Raw genomic sequence first — 24,864 nt, 5'->3', positions numbered from 1 at the left:
TTAATGTGAAAAAAGGAGCGGGCGCGCCCGTAACTGATTGCAGGGGAGGGAATGTTGGTGTGCCTGCTGGCTCGGGGCTGGCGTGAACTGGGCGAGCGCCCCAGCGCGAGCCCAAGAGGGTCAGCAGGCACACCAACATCCCTTCCCCGCTAACCAGGTTTTAGGGCGAGGGTGCGCCCTCTACTTTGTCTTTTTAGAAGAGAGCATCCTCTTCAACCTGAACTTCAGCCTGGTCGGCGGGTTCTTCTGACACCGCTGATACAGGTGCAGGGGATGTCAGTGCCTGGTAGTTGGGGCCGATTGCGTCGATGCTCTGGGCTAGGAGCACGCCGGATCCGTCGCGCGGGCCGAATTCGGTGGGTAGGGTGCGGGCAACACCGGCGGATGAGACTGCCTTGGCAGGGCCGACGCCCACCCAGGCGAGGGCGAGGGCGGTTTCTCCCTTGAGGAAGCGGTGGGCTCGCATGCCGCCGGTTGCGCGTCCCTTCTGCGGGAATTCGGTGAGTTCGGTGACTTTGGCGGTGGCTCCGTCTTCGCCGCCGTCGGTGATAGTGACGACTTGGGCGTCCGCGCCGGGAGCGGTGACGCCGAAGGCGATAAGTTTGTCGTCGTCGGCTACCTTCATGCCGGCCATGCCGCCGCCGGTGCGTCCTTGGGGGCGGACCTTGGCGGCGTCGAAGGTGAGGAGTTTGGCTTGTTCGGTGATGAAGGTGAGTAGGGCGTCGTTGGAGTCGCAGACGGCTACGCTGATGACGGCGTCCTTGGGCTTGAGTTTCATGATCTCAAACTCGGTGGCGTTGAGCGGGTAGTCGGGGTTGACTCGTTTGACGACGCCGCGTTCGGTGGCCAGGGCCAGGATGGCATTGAGCGGTGCTAGGCCGACGAGCTTTTCGCCGCGGGCTAGGGTGATGGCGTCTGCGGCTTTGACGCCGCTGGCGGGCTGGGGGGTGCCGCCGGCTTCTTCGAGGACGGGTAGGTCGATGACGGGCACGCGGATCAGGCGGCCGCTTGAAGTTACCGCACCGATTTCGCCGCGGGCGCTGGTGGGCACGATGGAGAGGTAGGCGTCGTGTTTGATGCGTTTGCCCGGGTCGAGCAGGGTGGGGCGTTGGCCCTTGACGCCGCTGGTGCGCCCCAGCTGGCCGGAGGTGGAGAGCAGGACCCAGCAGGGGTCGTCCGCGATTTCGAGGGAGAGGCCGGCTTCTTTTTTGGCCTTGGAGGCGGACGCCGACAGGGCGGCAACTGCGTCGGCCAGCTCGTCCTTGGTAACGATTTTGGTGCGGCGGTCGGTGCCGTATTCGTCGGCGACCTGCTGTAGTTCTTCGGAGACCAGGGCGCGGAGCTTCATATCGGAACCGAGGATTTCTTCCAGGGAAGCAATTTCTGCTAGCAGGTCATCGCGTTCGGCCTCAAGCTCAATGCGGGAGTACTTGGTCAGCTGGCGCAGGCGCAGCTCCAGAATGTGGTTGGCCTGAACTTCGCTCAGATCGTAAATCTGCATGAGGCGTTCGCGGGCCTGGGCAGTTTCGTCTGAAGAGCGAATAATCTGGATGACCTCGTCAATATCGACAATGGCCACCAGCAGACCCTCAACCAGGTGCAGGCGGTCGCGGCGCTTGCTCAGGCGGTGGTTGGTGCGGCGGCGTACAACGTCGAGGCGGTGGTTGACGTAGACGTGAAGCAGGTCGAGTAGGCCTAGGGTCTGGGGCTGGCCGTCTACCAGGGCGACGTTATTGATACCGAAGGAATCTTCCAGCGGGGTGTGCTTGTAGAGGGCAGCCAGCACGGCCTTGGGGTTGAAGCCGTTCTTGATTTCAATGACCATGCGCAGGCCGTTTTTGCGGTCGGTCAGATCAACGACGTCAGAAATGCCCTGGAGCTTCTTGGAATTGACGCCGTCCTTGATTTTTTCGATGACCTTTTCGGGGCCAACCAGGTAGGGCAGTTCTGTGACCACAATGCCCTGCTTGCGGGCGGTGACCTGTTCGATGGAGACCTTGGCGCGGGTCTTGAAGATGCCGCGTCCCTTTTCGTAGGCGTCCTTAATGCCTGAGGTGCCCACGATGGTGCCGCCGGAGGGCAGGTCGGGGCCGGGCACGAACTTCATGATGTCTTTGAGGATGGCTTCGGGGTTATCGAGCAGATGGCGGGCTGCTGCGATGACCTCGCGCAGGTTGTGCGGGGCCATGTTGGTGGCCATGCCGACAGCGATGCCGGCTGAGCCGTTGACCAGTAGGTTGGGGTAGGCGGCGGGTAGGACGGCCGGCTGCATGAACTGGTTGTCGTAGTTGGGTACGAAGTCCACGACGTCTTCGTCGAGGTTGGCGGTCATGGCGAGGGCCGCCGGGGCCATGCGGACCTCGGTGTAGCGGGAGGCTGCCGGGCCGTCGTCCAGGGAGCCAAAGTTGCCGTGGCCGTCAACCACGGGCAGACGCATAGAGAAGGGCTGGGCTAGGCGCACCATAGCGTCGTAGATGGCGCCGTCGCCGTGGGGGTGCAGCTTACCCATGACTTCGCCGATAACGCGGGCGCTCTTGACGTGGCCCTTGTCGGGGCGTAGGCCCATCTGCTGCATCATGTAGAGGATACGGCGCTGCACGGGCTTGAGGCCGTCGCGGGCGTCGGGCAGGGCGCGGGAGTAGATGACCGAGTAGGAGTATTCCAGGAAGCTGGTTTCCATCTCGCTGGTCACGTCGATATCGACGATATTTTCGACGACGTCGGTGGGGTAGTCATCGTGCGCGGTGGTGCGGCGAGCCATGGGAACCTCAAAGCAAATAGACGGTGAAGGTATTGCCCCACCAGTTTACCGTGTTCCCCGCAAGTGCCCCAGAAAAGCCGAACCTACCAGCCTCTCACACAGAGACAGGACGAGCCGAATTCTGTTCTACGACCTTTTTCGTCCCAACCGGTATCGACTAGCCTTGGACCAGCCACGTTTAGACTCTACCTGCTTGCTGGGTACCGTAGGCCTACGCATTAGGGTTATGCCCTCAAAATCAACGGGATCCCACTGGTGCCGGTGTACTTTGAAATCTAGGCCCTGCTCTGTGTTGGTAGAGAAGACCATAAGCGCCCGACCAGACTGTACCGAAGAAACAATACGCTCCCACAAGTGCTCGCGTACTCGGGCACTGACCTTGCCAACATAGACTCCCGAACTGATTTCTAAAAGCCAACGGGTCAAATCACCGCGTAGAGCAGGCGGACAGTTTGAGAGGATAACAACAATCATGCTTCCTCCCCATAATTTCTCCTGCTTTCTATCGTTTCTTCGCGATCTCCCCAGAGGGCAAGGACGTCGGTATGCCAGTCTTCTTCAGCAATTTCCGAGCTGAGAAGTAGTTTCTGAATATCGCTAGTACAACGTTGCAAGATTTTGCCGTCCCGGAGCTTGTCTCTCACTGCACGGCGGGCTCTGGACGCCACGTCCTCCTTGCTTTCTGCAACAACCTCAAAAGCCGCAGGAATACTTACTTCTGCCTTGTAGAGGTCGGCAATATCATAGATAAAAGACCGGGAATGCCCCGTATGCACAAAGCCTAGACCAGGGGAACAGCCCAAAGAAACTACTACTGCATGAACTATCCCGTAGAGGCAGGCATTCGCTGCCGAGAGAGCCATGTTGATTGCATCTGCGTTATCAAAATCATTGGGGTCGTAGTTACGGTTATCCCAAGGCACACCGGTACGACCAGATTCCTGGCGGTAAATACGGCGTACTCTAGCGCCCTCCTTGCCCCGTAACTGTTGCATTGTTAGTTCCCTGACATCTTCATCGGGGAAGCGCATGTTATACATTTCCTTAGCAACAGCTAGGCGCTTGCGAGTATTACTGACCTTATCTGCCTGGGCCTGAAGCAGACGAGTGGTTTTAGCCAAGGAGCTACCGTGAGCATAGTAGCGTACCCCCTGCTCACCTACCCACACCGCGGTTGCACCGCAGTCGCCAAGTAACATCATGGCGTGGTGGGTAATACGGGTGCCTGGACCAAGCATAAGAGCGCCTAAAGAAGCGGCAGGTATATGCACGGTTCCCTGGCTATTAGTTGCGGTAATAGCGCTGTCTTCTCTATGGATAACGCTGTGCTCAACATAGATAAAGGAAAGCCGGTCAGAACTTCTGGTGAGTTCCTTGGTGGTGGGTGGGGTGGCACCAATCATGGGTTTCTCCTGGATCTGAGAGATATAAAAGAATCTGGGATGCACACAAGTGTGCATCCCAGATTCTTAGGAAGAATTTTTACGGATAGTAAGCAGACCACATCCATAGGCCTTTCCCTTGCCCATGCCCTTGAGTATGGACTCTCGGAAGAGGTCTACATCGGTGATAACAAGAGCCCCGTCAAATTGGGCTTGCCGGAGGGTCACAGAAGCACGTCGTCCGTCATCGTGAGGATTAGCACGGCTAAAACGCTGGTCAGATCGTGAAGTGACAGCTGCCAGGTAACTTCCTGGCTCAGAGCCTTCAGCTACCCTAAAGCCCCATTGCGGAGCCTTATGCACTAGCCAGCCAAGTTGCTGTTCAGCAGTAACATGGGGGACGACCCTACCACGCTTCCCATTTTCTACAGGAAGAGACTTAACCGGGTTTCCAGTTAGCCGGAAGGACCAGGCCTGGCCCTCCCTTAGGCTGGCTAGCAACTTACCAAGATGAGCAACTTCAGCAGGACGTGACTCCCAGCCGGCGGCCTCCTGAATATGCCGTAGATCCGGCTCTTCAGGACTTTGAACGTAGAGGGTATAGGAAGGGCCGTTAACATCGAGCCGCCACAGTACCCGGCTGTCTGCGCTCGCCTGCACATCTGGCGGGAAAGCAGAGAGGACGGCAGCATGCATGGCTTGGGGGCTGGCTATGAGCTTTCGCGCTTCACGACGCTGGGGATTGATGAGTATGCGGGAAAAGAAACTCATGCTTCAGTAACCACCTTCATGAATTCGTCCTCCGGCTCAGTTTCTCCCTCAGGATTGTTGATTTCTAAGGGCTCTGCCCGGAAAACAGACCGTAGCGAATACTGCCGGAACTCTGGATTAAAGCTTACCGGGATATCTCGTAAGGTATCTGCTGGTTCGCCTAGGCGGGCATCGCGCAGGATCGCAAGTGAGACAAGCTCTCCGGCGTTTTGCTGAGCCCACTTGGGTGCGTACCAGGTATTTTCTGCTCGCAGAACTTCTTCCGCGTTGCCCTCTCTGATACCCAGTACTAGATCAGGGTTAGCGGGGCAGGCCCGCCGCCCTAGGTAGAGCGGATAGACAGGACGCCGCAGGGCGGCTTCTAGTTCTTCCAGGAGCGCTTTCTGGGGTGAAGCTAGGGCTACCAGAAAGACAGCATCCGCCAGGTAGTAGCGGGTACTGAGCTGGGAATTTTTGTCCTTACCGAACCAGTTACGGGCCGTGTGATAGTCGCGAGTCAGCTGACCTGGGTGGTCTACCCGCACCGCGAATTCAAGCTGGGCCAGGTCGTCTACGGGCTCTTGACGGTCGCGCCCCAGGGCGGCGGAAAGAAGCCCAATAACTCCTGACTTTGTAGGCTCGTTGTTGGTATGGCGGACCTTGAACCGGCTCTCAGCTCCCCAGGCCTGTAGCGGCGCCTTGAATTTGAGGAGTAGCGAGTACATTAGTCTGCCAGCACCTCGGAAAGATCGCTTTCAACTGCGGAAAGGAGTTCCTTGAGGTTTACGCCCTGGCCAAGGTTTTCTAGGGCATCCTTGAGGTCTCCTACTGCAAGAAAGTAGCTCTTGACGGGCTCCAGACCGTATGTTTCTGCCAGCTCCTGTGCTTCATGGGCTAGGGCAGTGGCTGCCTGGTAACGGCGGCCCTTCTCCGCGCTCTCCTTGACAGGGGTTTCAAAGGCATTGACGTAGGAAACTGGGCGGTCATCACGCAGGGTAACCACTACTGCCTCGGGCAGGGTGCGGTTAGCAAAGCTGTTCTGCTTGCCGGTGGGCATAGCGGTGATGAAGCTCTTGATGAACTGGGTTGCGGCCTCTACAGCGGCCTCCTTGTCACCCAAGTTTGCCTGTAGGCCGGTGAAGTTGATGTTGGCGTAGCGGTAGAGGGTGGAGGACATCATCTCGACGGTGCCAATCATGCCTGCGCCGGTTTCGTCTGCGTCGCGGACAACGTCATCGACTGCGGTGAAGTAGTCGAATTCAGGCTCTGACTCATGAACGCCAATAGCGTGGGCTACCTGGCAGGAGGCATCAACGTTGAAGTCGGGGGCGTCAGCAAGCATACGGCCAAAGAGGGCAATGTCAACGCTGTGCTGTTCGTCCAGGATTTTTTCTACATCCGCTTTTTTCAGTTTGCTGCCTTCAGCATCGATGATTGCCTGGGCCAGGCGTGAAATCTGCTGGTTGCTGACCAGCAGAAGATAACCGGATTCCAGGGTCTTCGGCGCCTCTTCTTCTTTCTTCTTTTTGGGCTCAGCCAGGGAAATTTTTACTGTTTTGAAAGCTTCTGCAACCTCGGAAAGAGCCTGGTCATAGTCGTATCCTTCAGAAATTTCCTGAATTTTGGTAACGACTTTTTCGGCTACTCGCTTGGTGCGGATTCCCATCTTATCGGTGTCGAGGTTGGCGACGAAGTCCTGACGAATAGCAGACTTCCAAGCCTGGGAAGAAACACGCTGGCGGGGTACCCCGCCAAAAACAGCAGACTTGGGGGAGCCCGTATCGTCGCGGTTGATGTTGGAGGGGGGAAGGGTCTGTAGGGCGTGGATATCGATGTAGAAGCTCATGATTTCTCCTTTTAGTTTCTTGGGTTAGTTGTTGGTAGAGGTATTTGCTGGGCGGCGAGTGTAGCCGTAGGCAAAGTCTCGGCTCCAGCGGGTAATGACTTTTGCACGGTGCCTGGGGTGCTGGAGCCAGTAGAGGTCGGTAGTGAACCTTCCATAGTCGAAGGTTAGTTCTTCCTGTTTGAGGAGCTGAACCAGGGAACGAGCGTGGTAGACGATACCGCTAAAGTTCCTTGCCTGAAGTAGGGCATCAAAGCGTTTTTTGATGGAGGGGGTGCGCTTTGCAACAAGCTGTCCTATTGAGTAACCAAAGCTAATGTCTTTGGTGTGCATGTTTCTTTGCTCTGATTGCTGGTGGACAGCGTAGAGGGTGAGGGCCATGTAGGTGGCTAGTTCACCGTAGCTGGCTTCGTCTCCTCGGCCTCGGTAGTTATCTGGAAAGTCGATATTTTCATCGCCGGTGAGGACATACTGCCAGGCTAGCGGGTTTTTAGCAGGATCTTGACCTACTGCTTGACGAAGGTCGCTCAGCTCTTTTTTGGACGCTGAGGAACCTGCATTGTGTCCTCCGTAGAGGCGATGGATTTTGTGGGTGACAAAGTTATAGAGGGTAGGTGTCACCGTCTCAGAAGGATGAGACATCGTTGCCTTCTTTCTACTGGGTTTTGTCTTCGTAGGCTAGAGGAAAAATCTTTTTGAACTCGCGATGGCAGGCTCGTTGGGCTGTTGCTGCACTGATGAGTTTGTCATCCTTGATCCTGCCGATGAGGGCTTTCGAGCTTGCACCGATGAGCATATTTTCTACTTCCCGTTTGAAGAAGGAAGAGGCAAGTTTCTGCCAGCTTTCCTTAAGCTCTTGTGGATTTGCTTCGTGGGTAACCTGGGAAAGCCAGATGCGGAATTCCTTTTCGAGCCTGTGAAGTACAGCTTCGGTTGCCGCTGGCTGGAATTCGTAGCTTTGACCGGCAGCTTCCAGCAGACTTCCGGCGAAGCGTCCCAGCTGGATTGCAGCGTCCATACTCTTTTGGGAGTTTTCAAGGATGGCTGCTGTATGTTCTGGGAATTCATCGGTTAGCAGGGCTAGTTCTACGGGAATTGATTCATCGATGGTGGATTCGATAACAGCGTTTTGGTTGCCGTAGACAACTCCTACTAGCTGGACCTGTACCTTCATATTGTGAGGAAAGTAGCGGCTGAGGTCTTGTATAGTTTGAGGTTTTTTGGGCGCGTATTCGTCCCCGCCTTGGTTAGGACTTAAGACCAGGAGAGCATCTAAGCCTCGCCAGAAGGTACGCTCCTGGTTGTGCTGTAGAGGCATCCAGATTTCCTGTCCCTTTTTAGACTGGTTTTTGCTGTAGCGAAGGCCGGTCCAGGGGTCTTCACAGCCGATGCCGTCTTGGAATTTCTCAGAAGCCTTATCTCCATTGGAGACAAGAACTCCGGTAACTTGACCGTTCTTGGGGAACAGCCGGACGCGCCGGGATTGCCAGGTGAGGGTGTCACAAGGTCCGGTAGGAGTGGTTATCTCTTTGGGGTAGCTTCTGGGGGCAGCGCCATCAAAGGGTTCTCGTTCCCAAACGGGTAAGTCATTGGCGATTTTGAAATCTTCCTCCCCGTTCTCGTTAATGGTCGGCTCAAAGAGTCGGCTGATAGGCAGGTTGAGGAGGAGAGTCTCAAAGATGTTTTCTCCGTGAAGAATAACCCTTCCTGTGGCGCCTTGCCAACCAACACCAATGGGATATCCTCGGCCACCTTTGACGCGCGGGTCACCTACTGCACCGGATTTAATGCCGGAATAGTCGTAGGCCTGTACAGTGATAAGCTTTCGGGCTGCATCGGCATAGTCTAGGGTTCCTTTGCCACTAGCTGCGCGCATGGAAAAGTGATCTGAATCAGAGTCTAGGAGAATGCGGGAAACAGGGGAGAAAGTGCTCTTTTCAGTATGTAGGTCTGCTACCTGCATGAAGGGGTGCTCTGGATGGAAGAGTTCAAAGTAGGGTTTGATGTCTTCATGCTGGAGGTAGTCCAGTACGAAATCAAAGTTGCCTACTTTCTTCTCTCTGAGGGTGGCTATCCAATTTCGACGGGCTTCAGTTCCAAAGGCTGCTAGGTCAAAGTCTTCGGCGTCTGCGAAGTGGAAGAAGGACGAGCGTAGAAGAATGGGCTCTAAGAAAGCCAGCATAGCGGAGTCTTCTAGTGCGCTTTCATGAGCAAGCTTGGTAATGGAATAGCCTTCGCGGAAGAGCTGCTCTAAAGAAACAAGTTCTAGCTCACCGGCTGTCTTCTGAACCTTAATCCAGGGTGAATCTACGAGATTAAATTGGGGAATGGTGTCTTCGCTCACTCTATCCTCCTAAAATTTTGTCTAGGGGCTGTGTGGGCGAGTCTTGATGGCGTCATCGCCCTGCGTTCTTGAGTAAGAGCCTAATTCTGTCTAGAGCGGCATGTCAAGGGGTTCTAGATATTTAATTTACAAGTTCATTACTTTTTGCTCTTCGGGTAGGATAAGAGTATCTCGTCTTCGCGAGGAGCATGAGGTGATCCCTGGATAGATACTTCATCTACAAGGGGTCATCACCGTATAGGCGGTGCTTTTCTAGGTTACATGAGGATTTTGGGTGGGGCTGTCGTTCACCTGCAGATTTACCCCCCCGACTCGAAGGAATATTGTGATACATTAATGATGAAGGTAATTTTTCTTCCCAGCGCTTCCAAGCATGGCTACACGGAAGCAGATGCCCTGTGCGCTATAAAGAACTACCAGCACTATCTTTCAGCCTTTGAACCTTCGCGCATAGCGCATCTACCAGACCCGAATCTCTACATCGGCCCAGCGCTCAACGGTGATCTGCTAGAGGTCTTTACCTACGTGATAGACCCTCAAACCGTTATCTTCCACTGTATGAAGTTACGGGGGAAGACCTACATGCGTGCTGTGCAAAACTCTGAGGAAAGGAGCTACCAAGGTGACTAAGGAATACAGCCTGGAGGAACTAGAGGCTATTGGCCAGAAGCTATCTTCTTGGGTGGAGTCTGACGAATATTTTGAAACTTTAGAGAACGCCCAATTCCAGGGCCGCACCTCCGAGGGGGTTGCTCAAGCGGAGGCAATAGTGCAGGCTGCTACCCGAGGCCGTCCTTCTCTCGCCGCAGAGATAGATGGCAAGTCTCCCACTATCAATGCGCGAGTAACCCCAGACCTTAAAGAACGCCTAGCAGCCTACGCAAAAGAGCGGAAGGTTAAGCCCTCTGTTGTGGTGAGAGAAGCCCTAGAACAATATCTGCCCCGTTCTGCCTAGTAGTTGACGAGCGCCCCGAAAGGATAACGCCACTGTGAAGACTAACCCTATCGAATCCTTATCTGCTGGTGCTCAAACTTTTTGGGCCAAGACAGGGCAGGAAGAATCACCCGCAACAGGAATGAGCCTAGCCCAGCATATGCTGGATAGTTCCCAGGTGGCCCACTATCTGTGGGAGAACTGGCTATCCGACGGCAGCAAACAGTGGATTCAAAAAAGCCTGAACCTTGAAGAAGCTGAAGCCCAAGCCCTTGTTTCCTGGTTGGTGGGAACCCACGATATTGGTAAAGCTAGCCCAGAATTCGCTGGGCAGCTAGATGCGCGTCAAAATATTGACCTTCTGGTTTACCGCCAAAGGATTGAGGACGCTGGGTATGACTTTATGCTAGACCTCACCAAGGTAACAGACCGTTGCCCTCACTCCCGCTACAGCTATAGCATTATCAGGCACTGGCTGGCACAGAAGTACCCTGCTGTTTCTGAAACAAGCGTCAACAGTCTGGCCCAGGTGAGCGGCTCCCATCACGGCAAACCTGCGGCCGCCTACGCTGAGGGCAGGGACACCGAGCTTGTTCAACGCGTCCTGCAAGACACAAAATTTAAGAACTGGCTAGAAGCCTGGGACGAGTTGCTCAGCTTCATCGAAAGAACCACGGAGGCAGGCCACGCTATCCTAAAAGCCTTAGAAAACGGCGGCTTGAAACCTGACCTCCAATTCTTCATTACCGGGCTAACCATCATGTGCGACTGGATAGCTTCCAACCCCGACTACTTCCCCTACGGGCAGGTTACCCACCAGGAAACCCGACCCCAAGAGGCCTTTGAAAAGCTAAACCTTAGCCAGCCCTGGCAACCTGAAGACCTCAGCGCTTTGAGCCCAGAAGAAATCTATTCCAGCAGATTCTCCCTCCCACCAGGTGCTACCCTGCGTCCCATGCAAAAGGTCGTAGTGGAGGCCGCCCGCTCCCTCCAAAGCACCGGGCTTATGTGCATTGAAGCCCCCATGGGCCAGGGAAAAACAGAAGCAGGCCTGGTTGCCGCAGAGATCCTAGCTCACACCACCGGCAAAAACGGCCTGATGTTTGCCGCACCCACCCAAGCCACCGCGGATGCCCTCTTTGACCGTGTCGCGGACTGGGGGCGAAAAGCCGCCCACGGTAACGAGACAATCTCCATGTTCCTTGGGCATTCAAAAAGCAATCTCAACGAAAATTTTAGTCGTATGCGGTTTGCAGGTATCCACGCTGATGAGGGGCGTAAAGGCCACCAGGAAGAGGCTCGGGTTATTGCGCATCAGTGGTTTTCCCGCAAGAAAGGAGTGCTCTCTAATTTTGTAGTGGGCACTGTAGACCAGGTACTGATGATGGCGCTCGCCAGCAAACATGTGATGCTGCGGCACTTGGGGTTGGGCGAGAAAGTGTTGGTTATCGACGAGGTTCACGCCTACGACGCCTACATGAATGTTTATCTTGAAAATGCCTTGGAATGGTTGGGCAGGATGCAGGCCCCCGTGATTCTGATGTCTGCTACCTTGCCAGGGGTAGCTAGGCAGAAGCTGATGCAGGCTTACGCTCGGGGGCTGGGTTTCCGTAAGTCTAAGCCAGGTGTGGTGCCTGCTAGGAGAAGTAGGCGCGGGGGAGCTGCTAAAGTCTCTCAGCCTGTTGTGGAGAGCGTGGATCTTTCCTACCCCGTGATTCATACAGTCTCCATTGAAAACGCGGGTGAACCCAGGAAGTGGGAGATCGAACAGCCTAAGGAACAACAGGAATTTTCACTCAGGCTCATTGATGATTCCTTTGCTGAGCTAGATAGTGTGCTTGCGCCCCTCGAAAATAATGGGGGATGTGCCGCCATTATCTGTAATACGGTGAGCCGGGCCCAGGAAGTCTATGAACACTTGCAGGGGATCTTTGCTCCGCATGAGCTGATGCTGGTACATTCTCGTTTCATTGCGCGCGACCGCGTCAAAAATGAGAAGGTGCTTGTTGAAGCTTTGGGCAAAAAGAGCCGTGCTGGAGCCGGGCGTCCCGAGCGTTTTGTGGTCGTGGGGACGCAAGTCATTGAGCAGTCTCTAGACATTGACTTTGACGTGATGATTACGGACCACGCCCCGGTAGACCTTGTACTACAGCGTATGGGGCGTTTGCACCGTCATGACAGGGCAGGGGAGAGGGCACCCCACCATCTTGACCCGGTGTGCTACGTGCGCGGTGTTCAAGAACTTGGAACTGAAAATGCCGCCCCTGTCTTTACTGAATCTGCTGAAAAAATTTATGACAGGTCGATTCTGCTATCAAGCTATGCCCAGCTGATGCCTTATTTTGAGGGTAAGAAACTTCAGATTCCTGCTGATATAAGCGCACTGGTGCAGGGCGCTTACTCTGCTCAGGCATCTGTTCCTGAGGGCTGGGCTGAAACCTACGCGGAGGCCGTCCAGGAATGGAAGAGCAAGGAAGCAGAGAGCCGGAGAAAAGCAGGCGCGTACTCTATGCGCCCTGGCTCAGGCATCGACTATTTGTGTGATTTCTTTGGTGAAAAGGGTGTAATGGGCGATGCCGATGAGCTGAAATCTCAGGCTAAAGTGCGTGATACGGACGATACCTTGGAAGTGCTGGTGGTGCAGTCGGACGATGGTGGCCAGACCTACCGGCCACTGGGTGATGAATACGTGGATCTAATGTTTGAGGCTGACGCTTTAGAGAAACCTGATTGGAAACTGGCGAACGTGCTCGCAGGGTCTTCTATCCGTTTGCCCTACCAGTTTGCGGATAAGGGGTGGGCACCTAACAAGAATCCTTTTGACCTGGCCCTTAAGGCTTTAGAAACGAATCAATTTTCTGCCTGGCAACAGCATCACCTACTGAAAGGGGAGCTGGTGCTTCTGCTAGATACCAATATGGAATGTTCCTTAGCCGGGTACAGGTTGCGCTATTCGCAGGAACTGGGCTTGGAAGTTCTTCGGGAAGCAGATTCGGGTATGATTATCGAGGGCTAGCCGGCTAAAAGTAAAGTAAATTTCCTTGTTGTCTCGGTGTTCTACCATGTCAGCAAGTGTGCTCCCCGCGTAGACGGGGATGAGCCGAACTACACCCCATTAATAACGCGCACGCGCACGTGCTCCCCGCGTAGACGGGGATGAGCCGAAATCCGGCATCAGCTGGATTAGCTCTTCAGGGTGCTCCCCGCGTAGACGGGGATGAGCCGTAGAACGTATCGAGGCCGCGTTGAAGGAGAACGTGCTCCCCGCGTAGACGGGGATGAGCCGGCAACCTGTTCAACGCTCAACCCCAGTAGCTCGTGCTCCCCGCGTAGACGGGGATGAGCCCACGATGTGCACCCCGGCTTCGGTAAGTTCCCCGTGCTCCCCGCGTAGACGGGGATGAGCCGGCGAGCGTGCGTGGATTTCAGCTAAGACCATTGTGCTCCCCGCGTAGACGGGGATGAGCCGATATTGCTGTAATCAATCGCCTCACCGGTATCGTGCTCCCCGCGTAGACGGGGATGAGCCGGACTGGCTCTATGACCGAACCCATCGTGAAGCGTGCTCCCCGCGTAGACGGGGATGAGCCGGAAGGTATCAGCGTTGTGCTGCTGGCCCCACTGTGCTCCCCGCGTAGACGGGGATGAGCCGCCCTCGCCTACGAGGTAGACCGGGATATCCGGGTGCTCCCCGCGTAGACGGGGATGAGCCGAAGTTGGGGACGTCGTCAAGGGAGAGCGGCTGGTGCTCCCCGCGTAGACGGGGATGAGCCGATGCTCGTTCGAAGCCATAAGAGTATTACCTCGTGCTCCCCGCGTAGACGGGGATGAGCCCGCCCCCACCGGAAGACGGTGAAGGCGTTGCTGGTGCTCCCCGCGTAGACGGGGATGAGCCGTGGACGCTCAAGTTCACCCGCTACCAGGACTAGTGCTCCCCGCGTAGACGGGGATGAGCCCGACGGCATGATCGCCGGGTACAACAAGCTCAAGTGCTCCCCGCGTAGACGGGGATGAGCCTGAGGGGTGAGGCAACTGTTCAATTTGGAACAGGTGCTCCCCGCGTAGACGGGGATGAGCCGATTTACCTGCATAAGGACTGGACGGCGACCGCGTGCTCCCCGCGTAGACGGGGATGAGCCGTCCGGTATCGACGGGTACTCCACCACCGCCCTGTGCTCCCCGCGTAGACGGGGATGAGCCGTAAGAATTTCCCACATTGCGGTAGAGGCCGGAGTGCTCCCCGCGTAGACGGGGATGAGCCGTAAGAATTTCCCACATTGCGGTAGAGGCCGGAGTGCTCCCCGCGTAGACGGGGATGAGCCGAAGCAGCAGAAGCGGCAGGCTGAAAAACGCCGGTGCTCCCCGCGTAGACGGGGATGAGCCGACGCCACCGCTCAGCGGTATCAGCGTCAGGGGGTGCTCCCCGCGTAGACGGGGATGAGCCGCTCTTCCATTCCGTAGATCCGGTCAGCAGCCAGTGCTCCCCGCGTAGACGGGGATGAGCCGGGTAAATCACCGCTTCGCCTGGATATCCAGACGTGCTCCCCGCGTAGACGGGGATGAGCCGGTGAAGAATTGCGGCACGCTCGGAGTCCGTGAGTGCTCCCCGCGTAGACGGGGATGAGCCGGACGGCAAGCACACCATCAAAATGGGCTGCTGGTGCTCCCCGCGTAGACGGGGATGAGCCGGCTTTGGCACAGTGGCCTATCCCTGACCAGGGGTGCTCCCCGCGTAGACGGGGATGAGCCGTCGAGGAGTAGCTGCCAGCGGCGCTTGGGGCCGTGCTCCCCGCGTAGACGGGGATGAGCCTACTCCCGCATGATACCGGTAGCCACATCATAAGTGCTCCCCGCGTAGACGGGGATGAGCCGGAGGTTGGTTTCTACCACCTGCTGACTGTTGAGTGCTCCCCGCGTAGACGGGGATGAGCCAGGGTGCAGCTTCAAAACCCTTACGGGGTCTTTGGTGCTCCCCGCGTAGACGGGGATGAGCCTGGTCGATGCATTCGAGTTGGCAATCAGTGTGAGTGCTCCCCGCGTAGACGGGGATGAGCCGAGGTTGAGATTCCGCTCGGGCATGAGCATGAAGTGCTCCCCGCGTAGACGGGGATGAGCCGACAGACCACGGTAGGCGAGGGTCTGCCAGACCGTGCTCCCCGCGTAGACGGGGATGAGCCGTACATGGAGGCCATCTAAATGCTGACCGTCTGGTGCTCCCCGCGTAGACGGGGATGAGCCGCTGCAAGCCACCGCTGAGAAAGCCGCCAAAGGGTGCTCCCCGCGTAGACGGGGATGAGCCGATAGCACCAGCCCCCAGCGCGAGAGCTAGCAAGTGCTCCCCGCGTAGACGGGGATGAGCCGGCTGAAGAATATCTCAATCAAAAAGGACGGTAGTGCTCCCCGCGTAGACGGGGATGAGCCGGCCACAGGGGTATCGACAGGCACCGTGACCAGGTGCTCCCCGCGTAGACGGGGATGAGCCGGTTGTGCGCGGTCAGAGCACTGTGATTGACCCGTGCTCCCCGCGTAGACGGGGATGAGCCCACGGATATGAAGTGGGCCCTGGATTATGACTAGTGCTCCCCGCGTAGACGGGGATGAGCCGATACCCGCCGGGTGCGTGAAGCGCTGGATGAGGTGCTCCCCGCGTAGACGGGGATGAACCGGCAACGTGGGTCATAATGACGGCATCCCAGTCGTGCTCCCCGCGTAGACGGGGATGAGCCCAAGGAAACCGGCACCATCATCACCACAGATCAGTGCTCCCCGTGTAGACGGGGATGAGCCGGCGGCGTCAACGTTTTTCATACCGTTCTCAGCGTGCTCCCCGCGTAGACGGGGATGAGCCTGCTTGCGGTGCCCTGGGGAATAGCTGCTGCGAGTGCTCCCCGTGTAGACGGGGATGAGCCGCGTCGTCATTCACGTACCCGGTGAGAGGGTCTGCGCTCCCCGTGTAGACGGGGATGAGCCGCCGTAGGTTCCTGCGCCGCCTTGGGCGAAGGAGTGCTCCCCGCGTAGACGGGGATGAGCCCATGTAGGGCTGGAAGTCGAAGATGTCCTTGTTGTGCTCCCCGCGTAGACGGGGATGAGCCGGACAATCTTGAAATGACCCCCGATGAACTGACGTGCTCCCCGCGTAGACGGGGATGAGCCGACCCATTGACCAGCAGACGAGTCCAAGTCTGGGGGATGAGCCGGAAGAAGTCTCTACGTCATTACCGTCAGAATCGTGCTCCCCGCGTAGACGGGGATGAGCTAGAACGTGAATCCTACCTACGGCTTATCTCAAGAGTGCCACCCGCGCGGACTGGGAAAGCCAGTAAGCAGGCTGGTTAGCCTAGCGGGCGCGGGCGGGTGCAAAAAGCCCGTAGATACCCAGCGCCCCGAGAGCTAGGACGGCCACACCGAATGGAACAGCTGTGGGGGAGTGGTCAGCACCGCTGGTCATAAAGGTATCAGCCAGCCCCATACCCATATGCCAGCCCCAGCCCAGAAAGAGCAGAAAGCAGGCGGTAGCTACTGCAAGAGAGCAGAAGCCGATAGCTCGCGTGGTGCTGTAAGAGGCCATGCCCCGTAACCACTCGTGCACGTTCGGTAGAGCGGCTAAAAGAAGCGCAACGATAAAGCCCCACACAATCACGACAAGGAGGCTAAACTGGTTAGCCTCGCTCAAGATGCTGTAAATCTCGCTGAGGGTGTAGCCTGGGGCTGTTGCTAGGGGGTTCCACCAAAAGACATGCAAACCGTAGTAGATAGCTAACACCAGCCCCAACCCGCAAAAGGAAAGAGGCAGACGGACGCCCGGGGTCGGCTTATCATGCACCCTGCTGGTTTTCGTTTCAGCGGATGTACTGTGAAAAATCTCGGTGATACCCACTCCCAATAGGGAAGCGGCACCTGCAAGGAAAGAAAGCACCGCCGCCCAGCTGATCATCGACTCAAGCTGAACTGAGGTCGGGTGGGGGAGCGTTATTGCTACCGAGGTGGCCAGCATAAACACCGCAGCGCTACCGATAAGAAACCACCGAAAGGCTACATTGAGTGTGTTTGCCACAGGCCTAGTTTGTGCCCGGTGCAGGCGTCCAGGGGAAACCGTCATGCCCCTATTGTGGCACGAGAACGCAATATATTAACGGCACATTTTCCTTGCCAAAGCCGAAAAGTCGCGCCCGAGCTGGGGTGGGCGTCCGCTCCCTGAAACATGCAGACGAAACATTTGCTTACGAACCGTCTTCAAAATATGTGAACAACGTGATACGCGGTACACTAAAAAGCAGTGGCCTCGTGCCCACCGGCTCAACAGCGAGCATCACACACCCGTCGCGCAGACGCGACGGTGCCCACAGGCGCACGAGCCAATCGCAAGACAGTGTCGAGAGGAGTCCCACATATGAGCACTGTGGATAGCTTCGGTTCAAAGGGCGTACTTTCCGTCAACGGAACCGACTATGAAATTTTCCGTCTAAAGGCAGTAGAAGGCTCACAGAAGCTGCCTTACTCCCTGAAGGTTCTACTCGAAAACCTTCTGCGCACCGAAGACGGTGCCAACATCACCGAAGGCCACATCAAGGCACTCGCCAACTGGGATCCCTCAGCGGAACCCGACACCGAAATCCAGTTCACCCCCGCCCGCGTCATCATGCAGGACTTCACCGGCGTACCCTGTGTCGTTGACCTTGCCACCATGCGCGAGGCCGTGAAGGAACTGGGCGGCGACCCCTCCAAGATCAACCCCCTGGCACCTGCCGAACTGGTCATCGACCACTCCGTGCAGATCGATACCTTCGGCACTGCCGACGCTATCACCCGCAACATGGACATCGAATACCAGCGCAACGGTGAACGCTACAAGTTCCTGCGCTGGGGTCAGACCGCCTTCGACGACTTCAAGGTCGTCCCCCCGGGCATGGGCATCGTGCACCAGGTCAACATTGAATACCTGGCCCGCACTATCATGGCCCGCGAAGTCGGCGGCGTACTGCGCGCCTACCCCGACACCGTCGTAGGTACCGACTCCCACACCACCATGGTCAACGGTCTGGGCGTGCTCGGCTGGGGCGTTGGCGGCATCGAAGCTGAAGCAGCAATGCTCGGCCAGCCCGTCTCCATGCTGATTCCCCGCGTCGTCGGCTTCAAGCTCACCGGCTCCATCCCCTCCGGTGCCACCGCAACCGATGTCGTCCTTACCATCACCGAAATGCTGCGCGAACACGGCGTCGTCGGCAAGTTCGTTGAATTCTACGGCGAAGGCGTAGGCCAGGTGCCCCTGGCAAACCGTGCAACTATCGGTAACATGAGCCCCGAATTTGGCTCCACCGCCGCTATGTTCCCCATCGATGAAAAGACCCTCGAGTACCTGCGCCTGACCGGCCGTAGTGAAGAGCAGGTCGCCCTGGTCGAGGCCTACACCAAGGAACAGGGCCTCTGGCACGACCCCTCCGTCGACGTCGAATACTCCGAGTACCTGGAACTGGACCTCTCCACCGTGGTTCCCTCCATCGCAGGCCCCAAGCGTCCCCAGGACCGCATCCTGCTCTCAGAGTCCAAGAGCCAGTTCGAATCAGACATCAAGAACTACGCCAAGGACGGCGAAACCGACAAGTCAGCCCAGGTCTCCATGGCAGACGGTCGCGAGTTCGAGCTCAAGAACGGTGCAGTGTCCATCGCCTCGATTACCTCCTGCACCAACACCTCAAACCCCTCGGTCATGATGGCAGCAGGCGTGCTCGCCCGCAACGCCGCAGCCAAGGGCCTGACCGCCAAGCCCTGGGTCAAGACCTCCATCGCCCCCGGCTCAAAGGTCGTCACCGACTACTACGAGAAGGCAGGCCTGCTGCCTGACCTCGAGAAGCTGGGCTTCTACGTTGTTGGTTACGGTTGCGCCACCTGCATCGGTAACTCCGGCCCCCTGGAACCCGAGATTTCAGAAGCCATCCAGAGCGAAGACCTCTCCGTCACCGCGGTTCTCTCAGGTAACCGCAACTTCGAAGGCCGTATCTCACCGGACGTTAAGATGAACTACCTGGCCTCACCGCCGCTGGTTATCGCCTACGCCCTGGCCGGTACCATGGACTTCGATTTCGAGAAGGACTCCCTGGGCACCGACGCCGATGGCAACGAGGTCTACCTCAAGGACATCTGGCCCGACCCCGAAGAAGTCCAGAAGATCATCGACGAGTCCCTCGACACCGAGATGTACAACAAGGAATACGGCACCATCTTCGACGGTGACGAGCGCTGGCAGGCCCTGGAGACCCCCACCGGCTCCACCTTCGAGTGGGACGAAAAGTCCACCTACGTGCGTAAGCCCCCGTACTTCGAGGGCATGACCATGGAAACCAGCCCCGTTGAGGACATCAAGGGCGCCCGTGTGCTGCTCAAGCTGGGCGACTCGGTCACCACCGACCACATCTCACCGGCTGGTTCCTTCAAGTCAGACACCCCCGCAGGTAAGTACCTGATCGAAAACGGTGTAGAACGCAAGGACTTCAACTCCTACGGCTCCCGCCGCGGTAACCACGAGGTCATGATTCGCGGTACCTTCGCCAACATCCGCATCAAGAACCAGCTTCTGGACGGCGTTGAAGGCGGCTTTACCCGCGACTTCACCCAGGGCGGCGAGCAGTCCACCGTCTACGATGCCTCCATGAACTACCAGGCAGCTGGCATTCCGCTGGTTGTTCTGGGCGGTAAGGAATACGGCACCGGTTCATCCCGTGACTGGGCTGCTAAGGGCACCACCCTGCTGGGCGTCAAGGCAGTTATCGCTGAGTCCTTCGAGCGTATCCACCGTTCAAACCTGATTGGTATGGGCGTTGTGCCCCTGCAGTTCCCCGCCGGTGAGTCCCACGAGTCACTCGGCCTGACCGGTACCGAAACCTTCGATATCACCGGCCTGACCGAACTGAACGAGGGCACCACCCCCAAGACCCTCAAGGTCACCGCCACCGCTGAAGACGGCAAGGTTACCGAGTTCGATGCTGTAGTTCGCATCGACACCCCCGGTGAAGCTGACTACTACCGCAACGGCGGCATCCTGCAGTACGTTCTGCGTAACCTGGTCCGCGGCTCCTAAGCTTTAGACCTAAGCCCTAGACCGCCTGCCGGTTCAAGACCTGTGGCCCCCACTTTCGAGTGGGGGCCACAGGCCTTTTTTGTCTGTTTTCTATAGAGTTGGGACCAGATAACTGTTCGAAGTATCGGTAGGCATTGAGGGTTTCGGGAGGAATCTGGTCCCTTGTGTGTGGCGGCGGGGACGGCGGCAGGGGCGGGGGTGGCTAGGTGAGCGGCTGAGTGGAGTTCCAGACCTGCCGCCACTTATCCGCTAGAGAATCAATATTTTCGTGGGCGTTCAAACCACTAGGCTGAGGCACGACCCAGAGCTGGCTCACCGGGTTCCACCCCTTGATCTGGGAGGTTTCCTGCTGCCCCAACTGAGCCTTCCTGTCACCAAAGGCCGTGCGGAAGGCTGTTATGCCAGCAATGGCTACAGCCTGGGGGCTATAGGTGTGGGTGAGTTCGATCAGCCGGGGGAGGGCGTCCTGCAGTTCCTGGGAGGTGAGCTCGTCGGCTCTTGCTGTTGCCCGGTCAACCAGATTGGTGATACCAATTCCCAGGTGGGCTAGCTGTTCCTCTACCTCGTCGCTCAAGCCGCGTGAAGCGTCCACCCTAGGAGTGACGATTCCGGCGCGATCCAGCGACGGCCAAAAGCGGTTACCGGGAAAGGCAAAGGGGGCGTTGACGGCGGACGTCCACAGCCCGGGATTGATGCCCACAATCAGCAGACGGAGGGGAGTGCCAGCTACGGGCAATCTGTCATCTAGGGTTCCGTTGACAAAGTTCTGGAGTTGCTCTCGAGTAGGGCGCTGGTCGCCTAGAGGTGAGGGGTGAAGAGTGCTCATGCCCTTACCCTACACGTACAAACGCCCCGCACAATCGTTGACTGTGCGGGGCGCTAGAGTAGCTAAAGCCTAGTTCGTCTTACTTGATGTCTTGAACCGGGATAGCACCGGTCTTTACATCGTAGTAGGTCTCCCAGAAATCAGCGTTCTTGATGCCGAGGGGTCGGGGGTCGAACATGGGGTCAAGGCCCTGCTTCTTCTGCTGCTCGTAGTCCTTGAGTACCTGTAGAGCGGGCTTCTGAATGACCAGAATACCCACGATGTTCAGCCAGGCCATCAGACCTACGCCGATATCGCCAAGGGCCCAGGCGGCACCTGCGGTGCTGACGCAGCCAATAACGGTTGCGGTCAGAATCAGCAGCTGCAGCAAACGCAACAGGGCATTGCCCAGGGTCTTGTTCTGCAGGTTACGGGTCAGGTAACGCAGGTTGGTTTCTGCCATGTAGTAGTAGGCCACGATGGTGGTGAAGGCGAAGAAGCCCAGTGAAACCGCAATGAAGATAGGGCCTGCACCGGGAATCAGAGTATCGAAGGCGGACTGTGCAAATGCCGGACCAACGGTGGCGCCTTCGGCTAGGTTACCCGAGCCTTCTGCCAGGACCGGGGTATCGGCTGAGCCGCCCTCATAGACGCGGTACATGCCGGTTGAAAGAATCAGGAAGGCAGTAGCGGAGCAGACGAAGAGGGTGTCGATGTAGACAGCCATAGCCTGCACGAAGCCCTGGGCTGCAGGGTGCTTAACCTCAGCGGCTGCAGCAGCGTGGGGGCCGGTGCCCTGGCCAGCTTCGTTGGAGTAGATACCGCGCTTGACGCCCCATTCAACGGCGGTGCCGATGATGGCGCCGAAGGTGGCGTGCAGACCAAAAGCTGATGAGAAAATCAGGTTAATAACCTCACCCAGCATATTGATGTTGACAAAGGCAACGATCATGGCCAGCACAATGTAGATGATGGCCATGAAGGGAACAACAACTGAGGCAAAGGTTGCGATACGCTTGACGCCACCTACGACGATGAAGGCCAGCAGGATGGTGATACCGGTGGCAGTCATCCAGGGGTGAACAGCGGGGAAGGCCCCCTGCATGGAGGTAGCAATACCGTTAGCCTGAACGCCGGGCAGGAAGAAGCCGCAGGCCAGGACCGTGGCAAAAGCGAAGATGGAGGCGTACACCTTGAAAAGCCCGGAGTACTTGGTGTGGCGGTAGGCCTTTTCGAAGTAGTAGGCCGGGCCACCACGGTATTCGCCGGTGACCTTATCGCGTTCCTTGTAAATCTGGCCCAGGGTGGACTCGATGAAGGAGGTGGAGGAGCCCAGGAAGGCCACGGTCCACATCCAGAAAACTGCACCGGGGCCGCCGAAAGCGATAGCGGTGGCTACACCTGCGATATTACCGGTACCTACGCGGCCGGCGAGTGACATGGCCAAGGCCTGGAAGGACGAGACGCCGTCCTTTGATGATTCGCCCTTGAAGGTTGCGCGAATCATGGTGGGAATCTGACGTATCTGGAGCAGGCGGGTGCGGATGGTGAAGTACACGCCAACAGCCAGGCAAAGATATACCAGAACGGGTGACCAGATAATGCTGTTCGCCCAATCGATTGCTGCGGTCATAGAAGAGATCCATTCGTGCGGGGCTAGTGGGGGAACTAGCCTGGTAATGATTCAGCGCCACTGTGACCTATAACTGTGTGCTGATGCACAGTGTGAGCTGTTGAACACTGATATTAGCGGCTCGTATATACATTTGAAAAGCGCCACGCGTAAGGAAACCTAACCGAAACACAAGCGCTACTTTTCTGCTCACACTATGAATCGCTAAACCTGCACTGAACGGGTAAAGTTACTTAATTGCAACACACTAGACTTTTGACCGGCTACCGCCGCCCACAGCTACAAGGACGTTGGGGCGAAGCTGGCCGGTGAACGGGGGAGTAATCGTGGGACTACTGAAAACTATTGGTGAGCCTAGCGACCTGAACGCTTTGAGCCCTGAACAGCTCACCGAGCTCGCCCAAGAGATTCGTGACTTCCTCGTTGCTAATGTCTCGCGGACCGGCGGGCACCTGGGCCCTAACCTGGGTGTTGTGGAACTAACCCTGGGAATCCACCGGGTTTTTAACTCCCCTCAGGACTCCATCGTCTTTGATACCGGCCACCAGTCCTACGTTCACAAGCTGGTCACCGGCCGTCAAAACTTTGAGACCCTGCGTCAAAAGGGAGGTATTGCTGGCTACCCCGAGCGCGCAGAATCTGACCACGACATTGTCGAGTCCTCGCACGCGTCCTCGTCCCTTTCCTGGGCAGACGGTATTTCCCGGGCCTATCAGCTCACCGGTCAGAAGGACCGCTACACCGTCGCCGTCATCGGTGACGGTGCGCTGACCGGCGGCATGGCCTGGGAAGCTGTCAATAACATTGCAGCAGATAAGAACCGCAAGGTCGTCATTGTGGTCAACGACAACGGCCGCTCCTATGCTCCTACCATCGGCGGTTTCGCCAACCACCTCGCTGCCCTGCAGCACGAACTGCAAAATAAGGTAGATAAGGTTCGCCTGGACTCCCGCTATGAGCGCACCCTGGCTGCTGCCCGCACCAAGCTACAAAACGGTGGTTCTGTGGGGCAGATGATCTATCGCGGTCTGCACGGCATGAAGGCCGGTATTAAGGACGTCATGGTGCCCGGCGGCATCTTTGAAGACCTGGGCATGAAGTATGTGGGCCCCATCAACGGGCACGACCTGGAAGCTGTAGAAACCGCTCTTGAATCCGCCAAAAACTTTGGCGGCCCCGTTATTGTGCACGCCATCACCGAAAAGGGTCACGGCTATGCGCCTGCCGTCAGCGATAAGGACGATATGTTCCACGCCGTCGGCGTCATCGACCCTGATACCGGTGAGGCCCTTGCTAAGTCGTCCGGAAAATCCTGGACCAGTGTTTTTGCCCAGGAAATCAAAGATATTGCCGATGAACGAGAGGACATCGTGGGCGTCACCGGCGCCATGCTGATTCCTGTTGGCCTCAAGCCTATGGCTGCCGCCCACCCCGACCGCGTCATCGACGTGGGTATCGCCGAACAGCACGCTATCGCTATGAGCGCGGGCCTGGCCTACGGCGGCCAGCACCCCGTGATCGCCCTCTACGCGACCTTCCTCAACCGCGGCTTCGACCAGCTGCTCATGGACGTTGCCCTGCACAAGGCCGGCGTAACCATCGTGCTGGACCGATCCGGCGTCACCGGCCCCGATGGAGCCTCCCACCACGGCATGTGGGACCTTGCCCTGCTGCAGTTCATCCCCGGCCTGCACCTAGCTGCCCCCCGCGACGCTGTAACCTTGCGCGAAGAACTCCGCGAAGCCGTCGCCATCGAGGACGCCCCCACCGTGGTGCGCTACCCCAAGGGCTCAGTGGGCGCCGACATCCCCGCACTTGAGCGTCTTGCAGACGGCACGGACGTCCTCGCCCGCCACGGCGAACCCAACCCTGAAAGCGGTCAGCGCGACGTGCTCCTCATCGGAGTCGGCGCCTTTGCCCGTCTCGCCCTCGACACCGCAGACCTACTCGCGGAGCAGGGCGTGAGCGTAACCGTCATCGACCCCCGCTGGGTCATGCCCGTACCCGCCAGCGTAGTAACCCTCGCCGGTGAACACCGCATCGTCGTTTCCATGGAGGACGGCGTGCGGGCCGGCGGCGTAGGCTCCCGCATCCGCCAAGAAATGCGAGCAGCTGGAATCGATACCGCCCTCAACGAACTCGGCCTACCCGCCGAATTCATCAAGCACGCCGAACGCGGCGAAATCCTCGAAGAAGTCGGGCTTACTCCCCAGAAAATTAGCGCCGATATTCTCGCGCAGCTCGCCGGGAACATGGTGCCCTTCGCCCGCACCGAAGGGGAGAAGCCGAAGCACACTAGCTAATCACTCGTGAATTATGTCGGGGTTTGCTTAAAAG

The 24,864-nt window shown here is 57.5% G+C and carries 15 protein-coding genes and 1 CRISPR repeat array; of the genes, 4 read left to right on the top strand and 11 right to left on the bottom strand.

Going from position 1 to position 24,864, the window contains the following annotated elements:
* Positions 1 to 193: 193 nt before the first annotated feature.
* The 8 genes from ACEE43_RS04115 to casA all read right to left on the bottom strand — a co-directional run bounded on the left by ACEE43_RS04115 (position 194) and on the right by casA (position 9,080).
* The gene (locus tag ACEE43_RS04115; protein WP_449107378.1) at positions 194 to 2,761 is read right to left on the bottom strand and encodes a DNA gyrase/topoisomerase IV subunit A; all 2,568 of its coding nucleotides are present in this window, start codon (positions 2,759 to 2,761) and stop codon (positions 194 to 196) included.
* Positions 2,762 to 2,887: 126 nt separating this feature from the next.
* Positions 2,888 to 3,235 carry a type I-E CRISPR-associated endoribonuclease Cas2e gene (gene cas2e, locus ACEE43_RS04110; protein ID WP_237185357.1) on the bottom strand — a complete coding sequence of 116 codons (348 nt, stop codon included), beginning with the start codon at positions 3,233 to 3,235 and terminating at the stop codon, positions 2,888 to 2,890.
* A complete protein-coding gene (gene cas1e / locus ACEE43_RS04105; RefSeq protein ID WP_185173076.1) occupies positions 3,232 to 4,164 on the bottom strand; it encodes a type I-E CRISPR-associated endonuclease Cas1e in 933 nt (310 codons plus the stop codon). The genes cas2e and cas1e overlap by 4 nt, the downstream gene beginning before the upstream one ends.
* Positions 4,165 to 4,230: 66 nt before the next feature.
* Positions 4,231 to 4,914, bottom strand: coding sequence for a type I-E CRISPR-associated protein Cas6/Cse3/CasE (cas6e, locus tag ACEE43_RS04100; protein WP_449107379.1), 684 nt, complete (start codon positions 4,912 to 4,914; stop codon positions 4,231 to 4,233).
* Complete coding sequence (cas5e, locus tag ACEE43_RS04095; RefSeq protein WP_185173074.1) at positions 4,911 to 5,618, bottom strand: type I-E CRISPR-associated protein Cas5/CasD; 708 nt, start codon at positions 5,616 to 5,618, stop codon at positions 4,911 to 4,913. The genes cas6e and cas5e overlap by 4 nt, the downstream gene beginning before the upstream one ends.
* On the bottom strand, positions 5,618 to 6,739 hold the full coding sequence (gene cas7e / locus ACEE43_RS04090; RefSeq protein ID WP_237185353.1) for a type I-E CRISPR-associated protein Cas7/Cse4/CasC: 1,122 nt from the start codon (positions 6,737 to 6,739) through the stop codon (positions 5,618 to 5,620). The genes cas5e and cas7e overlap by 1 nt, the downstream gene beginning before the upstream one ends.
* A gap of 24 nt (positions 6,740 to 6,763) precedes the next feature.
* Positions 6,764 to 7,378, bottom strand: coding sequence for a type I-E CRISPR-associated protein Cse2/CasB (gene casB / locus ACEE43_RS04085; RefSeq protein ID WP_237199526.1), 615 nt, complete (start codon positions 7,376 to 7,378; stop codon positions 6,764 to 6,766).
* Between the two features lie 13 nt (positions 7,379 to 7,391).
* Positions 7,392 to 9,080, bottom strand: a complete 1,689-nt coding sequence (casA, locus tag ACEE43_RS04080; RefSeq protein WP_185173071.1) for a type I-E CRISPR-associated protein Cse1/CasA — start codon at positions 9,078 to 9,080, stop codon at positions 7,392 to 7,394.
* A gap of 622 nt (positions 9,081 to 9,702) precedes the next feature.
* Here casA and ACEE43_RS04075 point away from each other — a divergent pair.
* Positions 9,703 to 10,035 carry a hypothetical protein gene (locus ACEE43_RS04075; protein ID WP_185173070.1) on the top strand — a complete coding sequence of 111 codons (333 nt, stop codon included), beginning with the start codon at positions 9,703 to 9,705 and terminating at the stop codon, positions 10,033 to 10,035.
* Positions 10,036 to 10,069: 34 nt separating this feature from the next.
* Positions 10,070 to 13,030: a CRISPR-associated helicase Cas3' gene (gene cas3 / locus ACEE43_RS04070; RefSeq protein WP_449107380.1), complete on the top strand. Its 2,961-nt coding sequence runs from the start codon at positions 10,070 to 10,072 to the stop codon at positions 13,028 to 13,030.
* 58 nt (positions 13,031 to 13,088) lie between these two features.
* Positions 13,089 to 16,168: direct repeats of the CRISPR family, unit length 29 nt; unit sequence GTGCTCCCCGCGTAGACGGGGATGAGCCG.
* Positions 16,169 to 16,351: 183 nt separating this feature from the next.
* On the opposite strand, the gene ACEE43_RS04065 is transcribed toward cas3, so the two are convergent.
* Positions 16,352 to 17,068, bottom strand: a complete 717-nt coding sequence (locus ACEE43_RS04065; protein ID WP_449122296.1) for a hypothetical protein — start codon at positions 17,066 to 17,068, stop codon at positions 16,352 to 16,354.
* A 336-nt stretch (positions 17,069 to 17,404) separates the two neighbouring features.
* Between ACEE43_RS04065 and acnA the strand changes: the two genes are divergently transcribed.
* On the top strand, positions 17,405 to 20,089 hold the full coding sequence (acnA, locus tag ACEE43_RS04060; protein ID WP_449107382.1) for an aconitate hydratase AcnA: 2,685 nt from the start codon (positions 17,405 to 17,407) through the stop codon (positions 20,087 to 20,089).
* Positions 20,090 to 20,291: 202 nt separating this feature from the next.
* Here the strand turns inward: acnA and ACEE43_RS04055 are convergent, their stop codons facing one another.
* Both ACEE43_RS04055 and ACEE43_RS04050 read right to left on the bottom strand, forming a co-directional pair.
* Positions 20,292 to 20,915: a mismatch-specific DNA-glycosylase gene (locus tag ACEE43_RS04055; protein WP_449107383.1), complete on the bottom strand. Its 624-nt coding sequence runs from the start codon at positions 20,913 to 20,915 to the stop codon at positions 20,292 to 20,294.
* 79 nt (positions 20,916 to 20,994) lie between these two features.
* The gene (locus ACEE43_RS04050) at positions 20,995 to 22,527 is read right to left on the bottom strand and encodes an alanine/glycine:cation symporter family protein (RefSeq protein ID WP_449107384.1); all 1,533 of its coding nucleotides are present in this window, start codon (positions 22,525 to 22,527) and stop codon (positions 20,995 to 20,997) included.
* 326 nt (positions 22,528 to 22,853) lie between these two features.
* Between ACEE43_RS04050 and dxs the strand changes: the two genes are divergently transcribed.
* A complete protein-coding gene (gene dxs, locus ACEE43_RS04045) occupies positions 22,854 to 24,830 on the top strand; it encodes a 1-deoxy-D-xylulose-5-phosphate synthase (RefSeq protein WP_449107385.1) in 1,977 nt (658 codons plus the stop codon).
* Positions 24,831 to 24,864 lie beyond the last annotated feature (34 nt).

Source organism: Rothia sp. 11254D007BW (assembly GCF_053548195.1).
This window is presented reverse-complemented; position numbering and strand designations above follow the sequence as displayed.